This is a genomic window from Aeromonas sp. S15(2024) (genome assembly GCF_041402265.1).
In the GTDB taxonomy this organism is placed as follows: Bacteria; Pseudomonadota; Gammaproteobacteria; order Enterobacterales; family Aeromonadaceae; genus Aeromonas; species Aeromonas dhakensis.
In genome coordinates this window covers 89,034-108,239 of sequence record NZ_JBGLQY010000011.1, presented here as the reverse complement: position 1 = coordinate 108,239, position 19,206 = coordinate 89,034, and the positions used below count along the sequence as shown (strand labels likewise).

At 56.8% G+C, this 19,206-nt stretch carries 21 protein-coding genes; 18 read left to right on the top strand and 3 right to left on the bottom strand.

Annotation, left to right across the window (positions count from 1 at the left end; genetic code table 11):
* Positions 1-118 precede the first annotated feature (118 nt).
* Complete coding sequence (gene hemW, locus ACB033_RS18895) at positions 119-1,264, top strand: radical SAM family heme chaperone HemW (protein ID WP_324043934.1); 1,146 nt, start codon at positions 119-121, stop codon at positions 1,262-1,264.
* Between the two features lie 209 nt (positions 1,265-1,473).
* Here hemW and ACB033_RS18890 read toward each other — a convergent pair whose 3' ends face one another.
* From ACB033_RS18890 to zntR, 3 genes are all read right to left on the bottom strand, one after another.
* On the bottom strand, positions 1,474-1,692 hold the full coding sequence (locus tag ACB033_RS18890; protein ID WP_139725092.1) for an alternative ribosome-rescue factor A: 219 nt from the start codon (positions 1,690-1,692) through the stop codon (positions 1,474-1,476).
* A 135-nt stretch (positions 1,693-1,827) separates the two neighbouring features.
* Complete coding sequence (locus ACB033_RS18885; protein WP_139725093.1) at positions 1,828-2,382, bottom strand: dihydrofolate reductase family protein; 555 nt, start codon at positions 2,380-2,382, stop codon at positions 1,828-1,830.
* Complete coding sequence (zntR, locus tag ACB033_RS18880) at positions 2,372-2,809, bottom strand: Zn(2+)-responsive transcriptional regulator (RefSeq protein WP_005309469.1); 438 nt, start codon at positions 2,807-2,809, stop codon at positions 2,372-2,374. The genes ACB033_RS18885 and zntR overlap by 11 nt, the downstream gene beginning before the upstream one ends.
* A 408-nt stretch (positions 2,810-3,217) precedes the next feature.
* Here zntR and purH point away from each other — a divergent pair, with 408 nt between their 5' ends.
* The 17 genes from purH to ACB033_RS18795 all read left to right on the top strand — a co-directional run bounded on the left by purH (position 3,218) and on the right by ACB033_RS18795 (position 18,737).
* Entirely contained in the window at positions 3,218-4,810 is a 1,593-nt protein-coding gene (gene purH, locus ACB033_RS18875) for a bifunctional phosphoribosylaminoimidazolecarboxamide formyltransferase/IMP cyclohydrolase (RefSeq protein WP_139725094.1), read from the top strand.
* 110 nt (positions 4,811-4,920) lie between these two features.
* The gene (purD, locus tag ACB033_RS18870; protein ID WP_139725095.1) at positions 4,921-6,210 is read left to right on the top strand and encodes a phosphoribosylamine--glycine ligase; all 1,290 of its coding nucleotides are present in this window, start codon (positions 4,921-4,923) and stop codon (positions 6,208-6,210) included.
* A gap of 255 nt (positions 6,211-6,465) precedes the next feature.
* Complete coding sequence (locus ACB033_RS18865) at positions 6,466-6,840, top strand: cytochrome b562 (protein WP_005309462.1); 375 nt, start codon at positions 6,466-6,468, stop codon at positions 6,838-6,840.
* Positions 6,821-7,384: a cytochrome b/b6 domain-containing protein gene (locus ACB033_RS18860; protein WP_139725096.1), complete on the top strand. Its 564-nt coding sequence runs from the start codon at positions 6,821-6,823 to the stop codon at positions 7,382-7,384. Before ACB033_RS18865 ends, ACB033_RS18860 begins: the two co-directional genes overlap by 20 nt.
* A 530-nt stretch (positions 7,385-7,914) precedes the next feature.
* Positions 7,915-9,342: a tyrosine-type recombinase/integrase gene (locus ACB033_RS18855; RefSeq protein ID WP_371140678.1), complete on the top strand. Its 1,428-nt coding sequence runs from the start codon at positions 7,915-7,917 to the stop codon at positions 9,340-9,342.
* A 14-nt stretch (positions 9,343-9,356) separates the two neighbouring features.
* Entirely contained in the window at positions 9,357-10,298 is a 942-nt protein-coding gene (locus tag ACB033_RS18850) for a DUF6387 family protein (RefSeq protein ID WP_371140677.1), read from the top strand.
* Positions 10,299-10,396: 98 nt separating this feature from the next.
* Positions 10,397-10,627: a helix-turn-helix domain-containing protein gene (locus tag ACB033_RS18845; protein ID WP_139741614.1), complete on the top strand. Its 231-nt coding sequence runs from the start codon at positions 10,397-10,399 to the stop codon at positions 10,625-10,627.
* A 16-nt stretch (positions 10,628-10,643) separates the two neighbouring features.
* Positions 10,644-10,964 carry an ogr/Delta-like zinc finger family protein gene (locus tag ACB033_RS18840; protein ID WP_084059540.1) on the top strand — a complete coding sequence of 107 codons (321 nt, stop codon included), beginning with the start codon at positions 10,644-10,646 and terminating at the stop codon, positions 10,962-10,964.
* Positions 10,961-11,590 carry a GPO family capsid scaffolding protein gene (locus ACB033_RS18835; protein ID WP_371140676.1) on the top strand — a complete coding sequence of 210 codons (630 nt, stop codon included), beginning with the start codon at positions 10,961-10,963 and terminating at the stop codon, positions 11,588-11,590. Before ACB033_RS18840 ends, ACB033_RS18835 begins: the two co-directional genes overlap by 4 nt.
* Before the next feature lie 12 nt (positions 11,591-11,602).
* The gene (locus tag ACB033_RS18830) at positions 11,603-12,568 is read left to right on the top strand and encodes a P2 family phage major capsid protein (protein WP_371140675.1); all 966 of its coding nucleotides are present in this window, start codon (positions 11,603-11,605) and stop codon (positions 12,566-12,568) included.
* A gap of 4 nt (positions 12,569-12,572) precedes the next feature.
* Positions 12,573-13,286 (top strand): hypothetical protein, encoded by a 714-nt coding sequence (locus ACB033_RS18825; RefSeq protein ID WP_058056780.1) that lies wholly within the window; start codon positions 12,573-12,575, stop codon positions 13,284-13,286.
* A 78-nt stretch (positions 13,287-13,364) separates the two neighbouring features.
* Positions 13,365-13,841: a host cell division inhibitor Icd-like protein gene (locus ACB033_RS18820; protein WP_019444966.1), complete on the top strand. Its 477-nt coding sequence runs from the start codon at positions 13,365-13,367 to the stop codon at positions 13,839-13,841.
* Positions 13,838-14,089 carry a hypothetical protein gene (locus ACB033_RS18815; protein ID WP_019444965.1) on the top strand — a complete coding sequence of 84 codons (252 nt, stop codon included), beginning with the start codon at positions 13,838-13,840 and terminating at the stop codon, positions 14,087-14,089. The genes ACB033_RS18820 and ACB033_RS18815 overlap by 4 nt, the downstream gene beginning before the upstream one ends.
* Positions 14,086-16,794: a DUF927 domain-containing protein gene (locus ACB033_RS18810; protein ID WP_371140674.1), complete on the top strand. Its 2,709-nt coding sequence runs from the start codon at positions 14,086-14,088 to the stop codon at positions 16,792-16,794. The genes ACB033_RS18815 and ACB033_RS18810 overlap by 4 nt, the downstream gene beginning before the upstream one ends.
* A gap of 116 nt (positions 16,795-16,910) precedes the next feature.
* Positions 16,911-17,264, top strand: coding sequence for a helix-turn-helix transcriptional regulator (locus tag ACB033_RS18805; RefSeq protein ID WP_019444963.1), 354 nt, complete (start codon positions 16,911-16,913; stop codon positions 17,262-17,264).
* Between the two features lie 19 nt (positions 17,265-17,283).
* Complete coding sequence (locus tag ACB033_RS18800) at positions 17,284-17,841, top strand: ImmA/IrrE family metallo-endopeptidase (RefSeq protein WP_019444962.1); 558 nt, start codon at positions 17,284-17,286, stop codon at positions 17,839-17,841.
* Between the two features lie 353 nt (positions 17,842-18,194).
* Positions 18,195-18,737 carry a YniB family protein gene (locus ACB033_RS18795; protein ID WP_048208394.1) on the top strand — a complete coding sequence of 181 codons (543 nt, stop codon included), beginning with the start codon at positions 18,195-18,197 and terminating at the stop codon, positions 18,735-18,737.
* Positions 18,738-19,206 lie beyond the last annotated feature (469 nt).

Below are 19,206 nucleotides of genomic sequence, written 5' to 3'. Positions count from 1 at the left end.
CGCGTTGTCATCTACAATGGGGGCCGTCGGCCCCCGTTTCGTTCGCGGCGCCCCGGCCCGTTGTCATCGACGACAAGGGCAACCCGACCCCTTTTGATTGTTGAATACTGGAAACCCCATGCTGCAACTGCCGCCCCTCTCCCTCTATATCCACGTGCCCTGGTGTGTCCAGAAGTGTCCCTACTGCGACTTCAACTCCCACGCCCAGAAGGGGGAGCTGCCCCACCTCGAGTATGTGGCGGCCCTGCTGGAGGATCTGGAACAGGACCTGCACTGGGCCCAGGGGCGCCCGCTCTCCTCCATCTTTATCGGTGGCGGCACCCCGAGCCTGCTCTCCGTGGAGGCCATGCAGGCGCTGCTGGACGGGGTGCGCGCGCGCATCGTACTCACCGCGGACTGCGAGATCACCATGGAGGCCAACCCGGGCACGGTGGAGGCGGACAAGTTCGCTGGCTTCCAGCGGGCCGGCATCAACCGCATCTCCATCGGGGTACAGAGCTTCCAGCAGGAGAAGTTGACCCGCCTCGGCCGCATCCACGGCCCCGAGGAAGCGCGCAAGGCCGCCGAACTGGCCCACGCCATCGCACTGCCCACCTTCAACCTGGATCTGATGCACGGCCTGCCGGATCAGAGTCTGGACGATGCCCTCTACGACCTGCAGCAGGCCATCGACTGCGCGCCGCCGCACCTCTCCTGGTATCAGCTCACCATAGAGCCGAACACGGCGTTTGCCTCCAAGCCGCCCAAACTGCCGGAAGATGACACCCTGTGGGACATCTACGAGCAGGGGCACGCCATGCTGACCGCCAAGGGCTATCAGCAGTACGAGATCTCGGCCTATGCCAAGGCGGGCTACCAGTGCCGCCACAATCTCAACTACTGGCGCTTCGGCGACTATCTGGGGATCGGCTGCGGCGCCCACGGCAAGGTGACGGATCTCGCCAACCAGCAGATCCTGCGCACCGCCAAGGTGAAGCATCCCAAGGGATATCTGGACCCGAGCCGCCCCTATCTGGACGAGCAGTGGCAGGTGAGCGCGGACGATCTGCCGCTCGAGTACTTCATGAACCGGTTCAGATTGTTTGAACCGGCCCCCAAGGCGGAGTTCGAGGCCTACACCGGCCTTGAATTGGAGCGGGTAGAAACCATGCTGACCATCGCCCAAAGCAAGGAGCTTATCGAGGATCTCGGCGACAGCTGGCAGCTCACCCCCCTCGGCCATCGCTATCTCAACGTGCTGCTCGAGCTCTTTATGGACGAGTGAATCAGCACCAGCGAATAGAGAAACAGTCAGGGCGCCATTGGCGCCCTGACTGTTTTGGTTCCAAGAACCTGTTCACGGTCCTGTCAGCAAGGTGAAGAGCAGCGCAGGAACCGGAGTGTGTAAGTACACATGAGGATTGCGAGCAGCACATGAGCCTTGATCACGGCCTCGCAGCAAGATCGTGGACAGGTGCCAAAGCAGAAACCCGCTCAGCAGCAGACGCTTATCATCTGCTGTTGGCCGGGCTCCCACCGCTTGCCGTGCTTGGCCTTGCGCTGATAACTGCCCTTGCCCTTCTTGCTGGGCTCAACCCTTGCCTGGAACAGGGGGGAGGTCACCAATGCCTTGAGGTGATTGTCCTGGATAACCCCGCGCTGATGATCGTGAGCGGGCTCTGTGGTGGCGATGACCACCTTCTGCTTGGCCATATCGGCTCCTTTGCGATGACTGACTCTAGTAAGCGATTGTTCAACGCCTGGCCGAAGTGGATCCCCCGGTGGCGAAAAACGCGCCGATTGTGCGCCTCCCCGAAGCCGAGTGCAAGCTGAGGGTGGTGCAAGGATTCACGCGGCGGGCGGCAAGGGTTCGGGCCGATAGACGACCCGCACCAGACCACTCGGCAGCAGAGTGCTGGAGACGGGGTTGAGGCCGCCGGGCAGGGCCCCGGCAAACAGCGGCACGCCGCCCCCCAGGGTGACCGGCACCCAGAACAGGATCAGCTCGTCCACCAGGGCCCCCTGCAGACCCTGCCTCACCAGCTCGCCGCCATCCAGGTAGAGGTGGCGGCTGCCCGCCTGCCACAGCTCGTCCAGCACCTGTGCCAGCGCCCCCTGCCGAAAGGAGACATGCTCACGGGGAGCGGCGGGTCTGTGGGTCAATACCACCACCGGCTTGTCACCATAGAACCATTCGGGAAAGGCACTCACAATGTCATAGGTGTTGCGCCCCATCAGCAGGGTATCAACACTCGCCATCAGCGCGCCGTAGCCAGTCTCTTCCTGGGAGTCGCCGTTGTAGGGTTCAAGCCAGGCCAGATCGCCCCCCTCTCCCGCAATGAAGCCATCGAGGGAGAGGGCGAGAAAGGCGGATACCCTGGGCCGGCGCAACTCAGTGCTCATGGTCGTGATGCTCATGGCGGGAGGGAGCACCGGATTCCAGCGTCTCCAGGATGGCGCAGTGCTCCGCCGAGCGCGGGCCACCGCAGCAGATGTTGGAGAGCTCCCGCAGGTTGTCGCGAAAACGGGTCAGTTCGACGATCTTCTGCTCCACCTGTTCGAGCTTGGTGTCAGCCACCGCCTTCACCTCCTGGCAGGTGACCTTGGCCTTGTTGGTGTCGAGATCCAGCAGCTCGCCGATGTCGGCCAGCGAGAACCCTACCGACTTGGCGCGGATGATGAACTCCAGCCGCCGCTTGTCCTGCTCGCCATAGAGGCGATAGCCGGACTCGTTGCGAATGCCCGGCGAGATGAGACCGTTTTTCTCGTAAAAGCGCAGAGTATCCGCCTTCACCCCGCACGCCTTGGCCAGCTCCCCGATCCGATACATGCCTTTCTCCCTCCCAAATGAGTCAAGAACCACAACCGGCACCCACTATCGCCCCTTTGCCGGACGATTGCCAGTCGGCAGCGGGAAAGAGGATGCGGCCACCCTTTTGCCATCAAGACACTGAAAAGACAAACGTTTCACAAAAAACCACCGGAAAACGTTTAACACCGCACCAGACAAGGCTTTGTCACTTTAAAAAATCCACCACGGGTCACATTTTTTGTGTAGAATACGCGCCCACAAGAGAGCGACGCGTCAAGCGGGTATTTCCTAAAACGCTTTTGCCTGGCGGCAGGTTTCAGGCGAGAGCGGTTTGCGAAATCCCCCACTTCCATTTATTTGGGGACTCTCTGTGTTGAGCCTCGCCTCCCATGGAACGGTCCCCGTTATGCTGAGGACGATAGTGTGATGGAACAAGCTCGACCCATTCGCCGTGCACTGCTGAGTGTGTCTGACAAGACTGGCATCGTGGAATTTGCCAAGGCACTCAACGAGCGCGGCGTGGCCCTGCTCTCCACCGGTGGTACTGCCAAGCTGCTGGCCGAGGCGGGTCTGCCGGTGACCGAGGTCTCCGACTACACCGGATTCCCCGAGATGATGGACGGCCGGGTCAAGACCCTGCATCCCAAGGTCCACGGCGGCATTCTCGGCCGGCGCGAACAAGACGACGCCATCATGGCCCAGCACGCCATCTCCCCCATCGACATGGTCGTGGTCAACCTCTATCCCTTCGCCGCCACCGTTGCCAAGCCCGATTGCACCCTGGCCAATGCGGTCGAGAACATCGACATCGGCGGGCCGACCATGGTTCGCTCCGCCGCCAAGAACCACAAAGATGTGGCCATCGTGGTCAAGGCTGCCGACTATGACCGCGTCATCCGCGAGATGGATGGCAACGGCAACAGCCTGAAACTGGCCACCCGCTTCGATCTGGCCATTGCCGCCTTCGAACACACCGCCGCCTACGACGGCATGATCGCCAACTACTTCGGCACCCTGGTTCCCTCTTACGGTGACAACAAGGAAGGTGACGAGGAGTCCCGCTTCCCGCGCACCTTCAACAGCCAGTTCATCAAGAAGCAGGACATGCGCTACGGCGAGAACAGCCACCAGGCCGCCGCCTTCTATGCCGAAGAGCAGGCCGCCCCGGGCTCGGTGGCAAGCGCCATCCAGCTGCAGGGCAAGGCCCTCTCCTACAACAACATCGCCGACACTGACGCGGCGCTGGAGTGCGTCAAGGAGTTCGACCAGCCGGCTTGTGTCATCGTCAAGCACGCCAACCCGTGCGGCGTGGCCATCGGCAGTGACCTGCTGAGCGCCTACGAGCGCGCCTGGCAGACCGACCCCACCTCCGCCTTTGGTGGCATCATCGCCTTCAACCGTGAACTGGATGGCGCCACCGCCAAGGCCATCGTCGAGCGTCAGTTCGTCGAGGTGATCATCGCCCCCACCGTGAGCCAGGAGGCTCGCGACGCGGTCGCCGCCAAGCAGAACGTGCGGCTGCTCGAGTGCGGCCAATGGACCGCGCCGGCACAAGGCTTTGACTTCAAGCGCGTCAACGGCGGCCTGCTGGTGCAGGAGCGCGACCTTGGCATGGTGACCCTGGGGGATCTGACCGTGGTCAGCAAGCGCCAGCCCACCGAGGCCGAACTGAACGACCTGCTGTTCTGCTGGAAAGTGGCCAAGTTCGTCAAATCCAACGCCATCGTCTATGCCAAAGACGGCCAGACCATCGGCGTCGGCGCCGGCCAGATGAGCCGCGTCTACTCGGCCAAGATTGCCGGCATCAAGGCCGAGGATGAAGGGCTGACCGTGGCGGGCTCCGTCATGGCCTCCGACGCCTTCTTCCCGTTCCGCGACGGCATCGACGCCGCGGCCGCCGCCGGTATCTCCTGCGTCATCCAGCCCGGTGGCTCGATGCGCGATCAGGAGGTGATCGACGCCGCCGACGAACACGGCATGTGCATGCTGTTCACCAACATGCGCCACTTCCGTCACTGATGGATCAGGGCCGCCGCCGGCGGCCCTTTTGTTGTCTCTTTTCACCTGGCTATTTTCACCGGCGCAGGCCCCAGGCCCGCCCGTGACCACGAATAGAAGCGAGCGATACGATGAAAGTACTGATCATTGGCAACGGCGGCCGTGAACACGCCCTGGCCTGGAAGGCCAAGCAATCCCCTCTGGTGACCCGGGTCTTCGTCGCCCCCGGCAATGCCGGCACCGCCCACGAAGGGAGCATCGAGAACGTGGCCATCTCGGCGACCGACATCCCGGCCCTGCTGGCGTTTGCCAAGGAGCAGCGCATCGGTCTGACCATCGTCGGGCCGGAAGCACCGCTGGTGAAAGGGGTGGTCGATGCATTCCGCGCCGAGGGGCTGGCCATCTTCGGCCCGACCGCCGCCGCCGCCCAGCTGGAAGGCTCCAAGGCCTTTGCCAAGGACTTTCTGGCCCGTCACGCCATCCCGACCGCCGAGTACCAGAACTTCACCGAGGTGGAGCCGGCCCTGGCCTACCTGCGCGAGAAGGGCGCTCCCATCGTCATCAAGGCTGACGGCCTGGCCGCCGGCAAGGGGGTCATCGTTGCCATGACCCTGAGCGAGGCGGAAGAGGCGGTACGCGACATGCTCTCCGGCAACGCCTTTGGTGACGCCGGGGCCCGGGTGGTGATCGAGGAGTTCCTCGAGGGGGAAGAAGCTAGCTTCATCGTCATGGTGGACGGCGAGCACGTGCTGCCGATGGCCACCAGTCAGGACCACAAACGGGTGGGCGATGGCGATACCGGACTCAATACCGGCGGCATGGGGGCTTACTCCCCCGCCCCCGTGGTCACCGACGAGGTGCATCGCAAGGTGATGGAGCGGGTGATCATGCCGACGGTGCGTGGCATGGCGGCCGAAGGCAACGTCTATACCGGTTTCCTCTACGCCGGTCTGATGATCGATGGCCAGGGCAACCCCAAGGTGATCGAGTTCAACTGCCGCTTCGGCGATCCCGAGACCCAGCCCATCATGCTGCGCATGCGCTCCGATCTGGTGGAGCTCTGCCTGGCGGCCTGTGCCGGCAAGCTGGATCAGGTCGAGGCCATCTATGACACCCGCGTCGCCATTGGCGTGGTGCTGGCCGCCGGCGGTTATCCCGGCGACTACCAGCAGGGCAAGCCCATCAGCGGCCTGCCGGTGGAAGAGGCAAGCGGCGAGAAAGTATTCCACGCCGGCTCCCGCATGGAAAGCGATACCGTGGTCACCGCCGGGGGGCGCGTACTGTGCGCCACGGCCCTCGGCCACACGGTCGCCGAGGCGCAGCAGCGGGCCTATCAGCTGGCCGGGCGCATCAAGTGGGACGGCATCTTCTACCGCAACGACATCGGCTGGCGCGCCATCGAGCGTGAACAGCAGCAGTAATGAACAGGGCCCGCAAGGGCCCTCTCTTTAACTTGCCCTCGGCCAGCCTGGCAACATGGTCCATATGGCATGGTTCGATTGGCTCAACATCCTCCTTGCATCTCCCCCCTCCCTGTTACCCTTTGTGACAAAAAACAGCAATATTCACAAACAGTTCACGTACTGTCATGGCATCATGCCTGTAATGAATCCAGATAAGGGTTCATAAGAAGCCACATAGAATCGATAAGCATGTCGTTTAAATAAGGAAATCCCATGTTGAAAACTGTACGCCCCCTGTTGCTGCCCCTGATGTTTGGCCTGATGACCCTGCCCGCCATGGCCGGTGAGCTGGAGCAGCCGATGAAGAAGATCGGCTTCAACTACAAGCAGGCGGTCAAGGCCGAGGATGCCGCCACCATGGAGAAGTACATCAACGAGATGAAGGCACAGTTCGACATTGCCAAGCAGAAGAACATGCCGGCCGCCAAGAAAGAGAAGTTCCTGGAAGGCATGAACGAAGTGCAGACCGAACTGGACGCCAGCCTGGCGGCTCTCAAGGCGGGTGACGAAGCCAAGGCGCGCGAGCACCTGGCCAAGGTCAACGACCTGAAGAAGGAGTACCACAAATATGCCAAACAAAAAGGCTGATCCCTTCCACTGGGATAGTCTGGTCCGCCTCACCCACTGGGGTGTGGCGGCCATCTGTATCGGCAACCTCTGGCTCAACGAGGCGGGCGAGGAGTGGCACGAGCGGCTGGGTTATCTGGCCATCGCCCTGATCAGCCTGCGCCTGGCGTGGGGGCTCTCGTTTGCCAGGGGTCATGCCCGGTTGCGAGCCCTCATCCCAAGCCGGGAAGATTTTCGCCAGCAAGCGGTGGAGCTGCGCGAGCGCACGCCACCGGCCCCCGGCCACCACGGCAGCGGCAAGCTGGCGGTCTGGATGCTCTGGCTGCTGATCCTGGCCACCGCCGGCACCGGCTGGTTCCAGAATACCGAGATGGGGTTCGAACTGGGGGCTGACGACTGGCACGTCTGGTGCACCTGGGCCCTGCAGGGGATGATAGCGCTGCACCTGCTGGCCATCCTGTTCACCTCCTGGCGCCAGCGCAGCAATCTGGTGAGGCGCATGTTGCCCGCCCGACGCCCGGGCGCCCCCAAGCAGGCCCCCATCCAGCAGGATCAGGGCTCCTGACCCTGTTTGAGGCGAAACGCCAGCAAGCAAAAAGGCCGCTCATGATGAGCGGCCTTTTTATGGAATTTGGTGGCCCCTGCCCGACTTGAACGGGCGACCAATCGATTATGAGCGTGGGGAAAATGCATTTTACTGTATTTACGTACAGTATATGATGTTATATAAATCAATATCTTAGAGCGCACCGCTCATTTTATGACCTCCCCTAATCTTCCCCTATATTCTCCCTCTGTCATATCCTATAGGTATCCTTTTTCGACCAATCGATTTTTAGGATACCTGGATCGATTGGTCGGCCAAGAGCAGGCTAGCCAGGGAAAGGAGCGGCAAACGCCACTCCCCCTTGGGCCAAAAAAGGTCGCATAGGGTTTAAATATTGAGGTTACAGAGGTTACAAGGTTACATCTCTCTACAGGCCACGGTTTTACTGGGTTTGTTTGTAACCTCACCATAAATAGTCAGAGGTTACAGAGGTTACAAGACCTGTCTTGCCTGCCCTTCCTCTGGCTAGCCTGGTTTGTGGGGGGAAGATGAAAGCGTTCAAATTCACCAAGGCCACGATCGATGCACTGCCCCGCGCACCAGAGGGGAAGCAGGTCGAGTACTGTGATGCCATGGTGCAGGGGCTGAGGCTTCGGGTCGGGGCCACTGGAACCAAGTCGTTTAGCGTGGCCAAGAGGAAAGAGGGGCGCTTTATCAGGGCTACCTTGGGGCGCTATCCGGCATTGACCATCGACATGGCCCGCGCCAAGGCGCTGGAGATCTTGGGAGACGTGGCCATCACAGGCCAGAACCCCAACGTGATACGCCGCGAACAGGACAAGCTGAAAGTCACCCTGGGCGAGGCGATAGATGCCTACCTTGCCAGCCGTGGCGACCGGATCAGAACAGAGACGGCCAAGCACTACCGCGCTGATCTCAACAACTACTCCGGCGACTGGATGACGATCCCCCTGGTCAAACTCACGCGGGAAAAGATCGAGGTTCGCCACAAGGCCATCACCGAAGGGTTGCCCAGTGCTTGGCACGGCGCATCGCCAGAGTTTCGCAAGGCGGGCACCGGCAAAGGCAGCAAGGCGCAGGCCGACCGCTGGGCGCGCACACTGCGGGCCGTGTGGCGCTTTGCCCGTGATCACTATCGGGATGCCAATGATCGGGTCATGCTGCCCGAGCCACCAACCGAAGTCCTGAGCAGCAAGCGGCTTTGGCACAACACCCCCAGACGCAACGACCGGATCCGCACCCACGAACTCAGGCGCTGGCTGGATGCTGTGGAGCAGGTCAGGCAGCACGCCATCGACTGGCGGGACGATACGACCGCCACCGTCTGCGATGCCATCGACATGGCGTTGTTTACGGGGTTACGCCGCGCTGAAGTATTCCAGCTCACCTGGGATCGGGTCAGCATGAGCGGCGGCTACTTCTGGATTGACCAGACCAAGAATGGTGATCCGCTGGAGCTACCGATCACCGATACCCTGCTCACCATTTTCCGCCGCCGTTGGCACTGGAACCTGAAACAGAGCCGGTTTGTGTTCCCAGGTCGCAATCCGGATCGCCCTATCCACGAGCCGCGCCGTGTCATAGCCAAGATCTGCGCGGCCACTGTACCGAACCCGAACCCTGATGGCCTGCTGCCGCTCGAGTTCAAATGCCACGATGCCCGCCGAACCTTCGGCACTGTGGCCGAATTGGCCGAGGTCGGTCAGTACACCATCAAGCGCCTGATGAATCACCGCACCCTGCGCAGTGCAGATGTCACCCAGGGTTACATCCACTTCACCGCAGACGAACTGCGTAAACCGGCAACCAGGATTGAACGGGATATTTTGGAATACGCAGGCCGCCTGGACAGTAAAAATAATGCCAATAGTAATCTGTTGACTATTTTTGCCACGTTGCCAGAAGACGATCAGCGCCGCTTGCTTTTAAGTATTAGCAATGCTGGCAGCAAATAAAAAGGATTGAATTCATGAGTATGATTGTGGATATTGATGATCTGATTTCCCATGCAGAGAATAAAGGCGATGATAAAGAGCACAAAGGGAATTTCTTAAAGATTTATGCGTCAGGGAAGTACGAAAAGGTGAGTAATCTTAGCTCCTTTGATTTTATAGAACAGTTGCGCATAAGGGCTGATATTATGGAAATGCTTAATATTGGCTCCCCCTGTTTGCCCCATTACTTGCCTAATTGGTTAGCGGTTTATTTATCTGATGGTATTTATATCTCTGAGCCAGAGGAGTTACTTGTTGACGTGTCCGCAATGTTATCACCTGAAGCTAAGGCGGAAATGGTAGAGAGGGAGTTTTCTTATAGCAGTGATGACCATGGAGAGGAGTTGTCATCACTGAATAGTATCACCCCAATACACGTTCGGAATATTATCGCGATGGCCGAGGTTGCCAAGAGTTATGGCTTTAATGGTAACGACTCCTACAGCTACAGGATGCCAAAGATGCCTTTCGCTACTCTGCTTGCAGAGCGTTATAAAGAGAGTATGCCAAAGCTGGTAGCCGTAAACGTTAATATTGAGAGCTTTTCTGACAAAGAAATCCTTGATGATATGGCCAGCTTGCTTAAAAAGTGGCGGAGTGAATTGTCAGTTAATGAGGAAAAAGATTGTAAAGGTATTAGCTCAAATGCACTAAGAAAAGCTGTCAATAACAAATATTTGCCATTGCTAGACGCCATGATTGCACATAAATTGTTTAATGGCGCAATCAGTGATTTAGTAATTCTGGATACACTATATCCATCTCTTGATATTGAATTAGATGCTCTCAGGAAAACATATAAACATCAAGCAATGAGGTTTTCTGATGAGCGTCATGTCTCCGCTTGGAAACGAACTCTGGTGAAGTCAGGAGTAGAACATCTCACAATAAAAGATGCGTTAACAAAAAAATTCTAATATCGCAAGGGTAGTTTACTGCTTGCCAGTTATACCTTACATCCTAAAAGCCCCCCAGAGAAAATCAGCACCGTCAAAGCAATACTGGGGGTGCCAAGATGAAATCAGTAATAAACCAGAACACTCCACAACGCCTCACCCGCCGTGAGGCTGCCGCCTACCTTGGGTTGTCCGAGAAAACCCTTGGGGTCTGGGCCAGTAATGGCCGGTATGAGATCCCTTACTACAAACTCGGCAACCGTACCCTCTACGAACGCGCCGATCTCGATGCGTTCCTCGCCTCCCGCAAGATGCTGCATTCCAGCAAACCTGCAAATCCCATCCAATAACCCTGGAGGTACTCACATGCGCGTGATGTGTACCGAGTGCGGTCAGTTGGGCCGCATTACCAAGACCAACCGCCTGACGGCGGGGGTCGCCAATCTTTATTGCCAGTGTACCGATGCCGAGTGTGGTCACTCTTGGGTGTCCACCCTGGCCTATAGCCACACCTTGAGCCCATCGGCCAAGAACGCTACAGCGATGGCCATCACTCTGGCGCAAGGGCTGTCGCCGGAGGCGCATGGCTCACTGTGCAAGAGCGTGAACGAGCGGCAGCAGCAGCTCGACATACTGGCCGCGCAAGAGCGCGAAAAACCGGTGGTTACACTGCGGAGGGTGGTATGAGTAGCCAAATCAAAACCGGCTGGGTGTGCATCGCCACTGCGGGGCCAACACTGGATGGCCGCACCATCACCCCCGAGTGCCTGCGCCAGATGGCCGAGGCATATGACCCAAGTTTCTATACCGCGAGGCTCTGGCCAGAGGGGGCGCGCACTCGCCCGCTTGGCTCTGTGGATGCCTTGAAGGTGCAGGAAGAAGCGGGCCAGCTCAAGCTGATGGCAATACTTTGCCCGACCCTTGAGCTGATTGACCTCAACATCAGTGGCAGTCACGGCTTTTGCACCATTGAGGCGGCCGAGAACTTTGCAGGCACCGGCAAATGGTATCTGGCGGGAGTCTCTGTCACCGACCAGCCGACCATCACGGGGCTGACCCAACTGCAATTTAGTGCCAAGCGGCCCGAGGCGCGCCCGCTCTTGGTGCCTGCCTCTTTGCCTGTGCCCGTCCCTACCAAACCGGTGAACCGGACACCAGACCCTGACCGCATGTTTAAGCAGCTGGAAACCTTAGTGTCGGACATCGAAAGCATCAACAAAAAGCTCGCGAGCATGATGCCTTGCCCACCAGACCCGCCCACTGCTGGCCGCCGTGATAACCCCGACTCTGACAACACCTACCGCCTCTACTAAGGAGCCTTTCTGATGACTTTATCTGACCTGCTGCGCGATGTGCGCATGAGCTTTGCCCCCGCGCCGCAACCCAGTTTCGGCAACCTCGATAACGCCACCAGTATGGCCCTGACGGCGGCCATTTTGCAGGCCGTCCCGTTCCTGTGGATGGTCTCTATCTTGGGGGTGGATGATCCGCACGCCCCGCGCTTTGACCCGCTCAAGCCGACCCTGCGCAGTGGCCGCAAGGCGCAAGCGCGTTTCATGGTTCCGGCCAAGCCGAGCAAGCGCGCCCACCAATACGAAGAGATGGACAGCAGCGTTATCTGGACATGGCAACAGCTGGCCCAGATGCTGGCAGGGCTCGACCAGCGCCAAGCCAACAACCTGCTTGAAGAGCTGGCCTTGGCCGCCTTTGGTGATGACTTGATACGGGTTGGCTTCCATGGCCAGTCTGCTGCCGTCAATACCGACCCTGTCGCCAACCCCAACGGGGAGGATGTGATGATGGGCTGGCCCGCCTTGGCCAAGGCGGCTGACCCCGAGGGGCTGCGGGTGCTGCGCGATGCGGTCACCTTCTCAACCAGCGGCAAGGGTGATTTCGCCGACCTCGACAGCATGGTCTATGCCCTGATTGAGAAGCTGCCCGGGGCATACCGCCAAGACCCGCGCTTGGTGGTGATGGTCGGCGGCGACCTGCTGCGCGCCCACCAGAAAGCCCACCTCAAGGCCGGACAAGTGCGGGATAAAACCCAGCGCATGAAGATTGCGGACTTGGGCTTTGTTTCGCACCAGCATATGCCAGGCACCTATCTGGCCATCACGCTGGTCGAGAACCTGCAGGTGCTCACCGTCAATCATACCCACCGCCTCACGGCGGGCGACATTGACGACTTGGCCAGCTGGGGCATTCGTTACAACCGCGCCCAGACCTACGCCTTGGGCGAGCCGACCGCCTACGCCGCTTTTGATGCCATCACCCTTGCTACCGAGGAGTAACCCCATGCAACAGACCCCTACCTTGCAGGCTGTGCCGACTGCCCCCGCTGCCACCCGAGCCAGCCGACTGGATGAACATGTGGCCCTGTTTCAAAGCGAACACCGCAAGCTGATGGAACTCGACCAAGAGATATTGACCCTGCGCGAGCAGCGCAAAAACCTGATGGCGCAAATCCCGTCCGCCAAGGCCCGCCGCGAGGAGCTGCGCCAAGGGCGGATTAACCAGCTAATGGGCGGAATGGTGTCCCTGGAAGCGGCGCGGGAGTACCGCGAGCTGACCGAACTGCTGGACGATGCCAACGCGGCGGCCACGTTGTCGGAGTGTCAGGAGAAGCGCTTGGCGTTGCCGCTCTATCAGACCCAGCTGGCGGTGAACAGCGCCCAGAGCATGGTCGCCGGATGTTATGAAAGCTACCTCGACCACAAGCTGGCCCCCGCCATCTTGCCCAACCTCAAGCAGCAGCTGGCCGAACTGGCGGCCCTCACCCGCGCCAAGGGCTGCATCATCGGGATGGAAGGTGCGCGCCGCTGGGCGCTGAACGAATTGGGTTTGGCCCTCAAGGAGGCAATGAATGGCGAGCAGGTGGCGCTGGAGGGCGACAGCCCCGCCGCTCGTCAGGCGCTCGTTACCTCAACCCGTCCCCAGTGTGCCGATCTGCTGGCCCTGTGTGACAGTCCAGGCAAACGTCAATGCCTGCAACGGGAGCTGGAGGAGTAACCGCCCAGAAAAACAAAAGGGAGCCTGCCAGGGCTCCCTATTTGCTTACCCCACCCCCAAATCCAGAGGAGCAAGCCCATGCACCATAGCAAAGCCCCTGATCCCCAGCAAGAGTTGCATCCACAGATCAATTCGGATAGCCTTCAGGTCACCAAGGGCTTAGACACCCCTTGGTATGGCTGGCGGATTAGACACCCGCAGGCAATGACTAAACCAAGGACAATTTGCACCATTTCCCCCATCTTCGGCCTCATGCCGGAGATCTATCCTTTTTTGGGGGCATGGGTCGGGAGCCAAAGAAAACGCCCCCACTGTGCCTTCCTTGGTTTGGCACTGTCTTGCGGCTACCCGATCCGCCTTGGTCTACCAAAACCAAGGATAGTAATCATGATCTTCACCTTCTTGATCGCCACCCATGGTAGGGTCTCTGACCTTCACCGTATACGCACCATTTCTGCCGTCGCTGATACCGAAGCCCAAGCGCGCGCCAATCTGCCTGGCTTGCCGCTCGTGTTTGTTGCCCGTATTCCCAATGCGAAAAGGGGGCAAGCATGAACATCCATCAGAACCCCTCAAAAGAGCTTACCCGCGTCACTGCTGAACTGGATACGTCAGTCTGTGCCCTTCATACCCTTTCCCATTTGCTGTCCGCCAGCGTGGATTGGGAGCGTAAGAGCCGCATCGACCATGAAGAGTTTACCTATGGCCTTTCCGGCCTGCTCAAAGCACTGGCGAAAGACATAGACACCAACTCTTGCCGGATCAGTGAGTTGAATGATCGGCTGCCTGGAGGTGAGTCATGACCTCTATTCGAATTGTCTCTGATGTCTCCCTGGCAGCCCGTGGCCAATGGCCCTTTATCCTTGCTGAACTTGGCCTATCAGTCCCCAAGCGTGGCCAGCATGGCCCATGCCCTGCCTGCGGTGGCAAAGACCGGTTTCGCCTGGATGATAAGGAGGGGCGGGGCACCTGGATTTGTTCCCAGTGCGGTGCCGGTGATGGCTTAACCCTGCTGGCCAAGGCCACCCACAAGAGCACCAAGGAGGCCGCCCAAGAGGTGGCCACCTTGCTCGGGTTATCCCCAGACGGTCTCGATGCAAACGAGGTCGCCGCCCGCCGACAGAACGCCGAGCAGGTAGCAGCCAAAGCCAGACAGGATGAAGAGAAAGCCAAGCGCAAAGCCTGCACCAGGGCCGCCTCAATCATTGGGGATTGCGTTAAGGGCCGTAGTCCTTATCTCTCCCTCAAGCACCTGCCCGACTGGCTGGCAGATACCAATCAGACCCTGATCCGAGAAGCACGGCACAACTTCCCCCAGGGCTCCCTGGTTATCCCGCTCACTGATGACAATGATCAGCTGGTCAACGTCCAGCTCATCGACCCCCAGGGCGAAAAGCGCTATTTGGCCGGCGGCCAGAAAGCAGGGGCATTTCACCGGTTAACCGGCGGGCTACGGGTGGCAATCTGTGAAGGTTACGCAACGGGGGTATCTGTCCATTTGGCGACAGGGGCAACCGTCTATTGCGCCATGGATGCAAGCAATCTGCTGGCCGTGGCTGAGATTGCCAAGCGCCGAGAAGGTGCAGAGCCGATCCTGATTGCCGGTGACAACGATGCCCATATTGATGGCAACCCTGGCCAAGCCAAAGCCCAAGAAGCCGCAACAGCGATAGGGGGGCTGATCTGCCTTCCTGGTGAAGCTGGTGACTGGAACGACTACCACCAGGCTCATGGGCTGCTCGATACCAAGAAGGCGATCATGACCTCATTCGCAGATACCAAGACCCCAGCAGAACAAACCCCCGAGTCGTCAGAGCTCCCCGACAACTACAACATGGGGAAAGATCGCCTCTTTGCCATGGAGTGGCGCGGCAAGGGGGAGGAGGCCGAGCGGGTGCCGGTGCCTATCAGTTCCCCGCTACATGTCAGGGCGATCACCCACACCGAGCAGGGCCAAGGCTTTGGCCGGTTGCTGGAGTGGCGGGATACCAACGGCAAGACCCGCCGTTGGGCGATGCCCATGCGTATGCTGGTTCACAAAGGCGGCGAGGAGGTATTCGGCCAGCTGGCGGAGAGCGGGCTCAGTTACATCAACATGAGCAAAAAGAACCTGCTGCGCGATTACCTGATGAGCTGCCAGCCGCAAGCCAGGATCACCTGTGTCGAGCGCACTGGTTGGCACAAGCGGGCCTATGTGCTGCCAAATGGCAACTTGGGGCCGGATGCCAACGAGGTGATCCTGCAAACCACCGGTTATGTGAATAACGACTTCACCACATCCGGCACCTTGGCCGAGTGGCAAGCTCAGGTCGCCGCTCTGGCAGTCGGAAATAGTCGGTTAGCCTTTGCCATGTCGTGTGCCTTTGCTGCGCCCCTGTTATCGCTGATTGGGGTTGAGGGGGGCGGGTTCCACCTGAAAGGCGAGAGTACCGACGGCAAGACCACCGTCATGATGGCTGCCGCTAGCGTGTACGGCCCCGAGGCGTTCGCCCATACCTGGCGAGCAACCGGTAACGCGATAGAAGGGATCGCCAGTCGCCGCAATGATGCCTTGCTGTGCCTGGATGAAATCAAGGAGGTGGATGGACGGGAGGCTGGTCTGGTCGCCTATATGCTGGCCAACGGACAGGGCAAGGGGCGAAGCCGCCAGGATGGGGAGCTGCGCGAGCGCAAGCAATGGCGCTTGCTGTTCCTCTCTACTGGTGAGCTTTCTCTGGAAGACCACGCCGAGCAAGCGGGTCAGCGCACCTTTGCCGGTATGGAGATCCGCACAATCCAGATCCCGAGTGATACCGGCAAACACGGCGCATTTGAGGAGCTGCATGGCATGGCTGATGGCCGCCAGTTCGCTGATACCCTGCGAGAGCGCCTGCAAGGGCAACACGGCACCGCTTTTCGGGCTTATGTTGAAGCATTGGCTAATGACCTGAACGGGCACAGCACATGGATGAAGGGGGAGATCCGCCGATTGGTCACAACCATGACCCCAGAGGGAGCCGGTAATCAGGTTGGTCGAGCCATTAACCGCTTTGCCTTGGTTGCGGCAGCGGGTGAGCTGGCCACCCGTTTGGGGATCACTGGATGGCAAGCCGGAGAGGCCACCAAGGCTGCACGAGCTTGTCTTGATGCGTGGCTGGCCGACCGTGGCCACCTGGGCAACCAAGAAGACGCGGCAACTCTGCGCCAGATCCGACAGTTCTTCACTGCTTACCAGTACAGCCGGTTTGCAGACTGGGATGATCCTAATCACAGACCGATCCAGATGGTTGGCTATCGAAAGAACCCGAAGACAGGTTCAGATGACAGTGCCACATTCTATGTACTGCCAGAGGGATGGAGAGAAATATGCACGGGGATAGACTCCAAAAAAGCTGCGCATCTAGCGCTAGAGCAAGGCAGGATCATCAAAGCTCAGCATGGGAAAACACAAACTCTTATTCGTCTTCCAATGTCTAGTGCAACGCCATCGCGAGTATACATGATGAAAATGGACAAAATGATCATATAAATCAAATGGATATTGATTTTTGTGTTGTCATTCTACAATTTTTGTTGACTATGATGTGTTTTTTTTGTTTAATCTAATTGTGGGAGAGACAAATGCTCCCACACACAGGAGGAGATATGGCTGCAGTCACCCCGCTGGGTCGGTTCTTACGCAAAGTCAGAATAGATGAGCATGAACTACTTAAAGACATGGCTACAAAGCTTGATGTAAGTGTTGCTCAACTATCAGCTATTGAACTTGGGAAAAGGTCCATAAACACGGATGTCGTCACAAGAATAAAGGAAGTTTATAAAAAATATATTAATGACTCTGATTTTGATGAGGTGGTTGAAATGTCTCAACCTTCACAAAAGATAGATGCAAGAGAGTCAGACTCGCATCGAGAGTTATTGGTTACGTTTGCTAGAAAGTATGTTGAATTATCTGATGATAAAGCAACAGCTCTACTTGAGAAAATTAAAATGATTTAGTTTTTAGGGAGAATTCAACTTGAAACAGCGTTACTTGGCAAACAAGGTCAAGCCCCTCTCATCTGGCTTTATCCAGAAAGAGGTTGAAAAAATAAGAGAGTTCATTAAGTTGTATTCTCCCGAGTCTGTGGACAATGGAAGAATTGATATTGTGCGTTTCCTTGAGGTCTTGCACAACCATGGTCAAATCACAATAGAATATTGTGAGAATGAAGAATTAGTTGCTGAATATGCTAAAGCAACGCCTTCGATGCAATCAATTAAAGTTAGAAGTTCAGTTTATCTGGATGCTCTTGATGGTAATCCTCGGGCTAGATTTACATTGGCTCATGAGTTAGGGCACCTAGTTCTGCATCACAACATTGTTCCTGAGTTTGCACACTCGCAAGCAATGTCTTTCTTTGATTACACGGAGGATGTTGAATGGCAAGCTAACGAATTTGCGTCATGGTTGCTGGTCGATCCCAACAATGCAGAATATTTGAAAAATCCAAGAGCGATTGCAAACCATTTTGGGGTAAGCCTAGAAGTGGCGATGTATCAAACTGATAAGCTAAGAAAGTATGAATATATATGAGTCACAGGAAGTTGCACCCTCCTGTGACTCAGTACACTGACAACGTAGGTTTTTCACCCCTACGCTTGTGCGCCAGCACACTTAAACTTGACGGTACAAAGTGTAAACGCTTGGCGCTCTATTGTAAAGGTGATTTTATAATCGATACAGGAGCGTCATTATGACAGCGCCAGATGAAGATGTTGTAGTAATTTATACCCGTTATATCGTGAAAAATGGGAAAAGGATTTACCGGCGGAATGGTGGTGTTTTCCGACTGGAAATCCCGCGAAGCCAATATCAGGTATGACAGCTATATAATTTATGGCCATATTATTTATGGCCATACTCAAAAATAAATAGGGTATTAAATTATGCTAAACACCATTAAAAAGAAAGCTTGTATTGAAATAATTATTGGGATGTTGATATTTCTTCCGTCATCTATTTCAACCATCGTTTCATTCTTGAAAATGTTTTATTTTAGATTGAGTGATGGTAGTCGAATTGGTGAGGCAATAGCAGCGCCATTCAAAAACATAGTCTATTACATATATACAAACACAAGTCCATGGTTAAACTTTTTTTGGGACAACTCGCCAACGCCTGACCCACATGCTATCAGTAGTAGTGAGAGCATAAGCACATTTGTAATATATGGGATCATATTTATTGGTATGGCTTTTATTGGCTCGGGCAAAAAGAAAATAATGAAAATCATAAGAATAAATGAGGCTATTGATGAGCAAATGCTGAAAGATTCGCTTGAGGGGCGGCATCAAAGGCCAAGAGATGAAATAGAAAGATCAGTCGACATTCCAAGCGATAAGTTTTTTACACAGTTCCATACTCTTTATATCGCACCAATAGTCACGGGTATTGTCATTGCGATTATTACAAAGTTAGTAGGAATGTGACCGTTCGATAGAAGATAGGGGTAGTTAATCAGAGACTATCCCTATCTTTTTTGAGCTACCAATAAAAGTTTACAAAATGCCCCAGTGATATCTTCCTGTCATCTTCATTTAGAGCCTGTAGGTTTATCTAAACGCCACTAGAAGTTCACCTGTCTTTTACTGTCCAGAAAAGCTACGGCTCTATTCACGTCACGAAATCCGCGCTCATCCGCTCCCGCCTGCGGGCTGCGTTAAGAAAATTTTTTGCAAAAATGGATTACCGCAGTTTCCTAGCTCTAGGCCGCGCCGTTCTTGGGGGTTGGGGGCTTGGGAGGAACTGCACGAAGTGAAAGGAATTTCAGTTTTTTGCAAAAATGCGCAACATTAGCAGGCCAGGCGTAAAACTTAACTGTCTGATTTATATATCAAAAACGTACTTTCCGTGGCAGTTTCGCCATCGCCCAGATTTTTCCGTTTGCCGACTGTAATC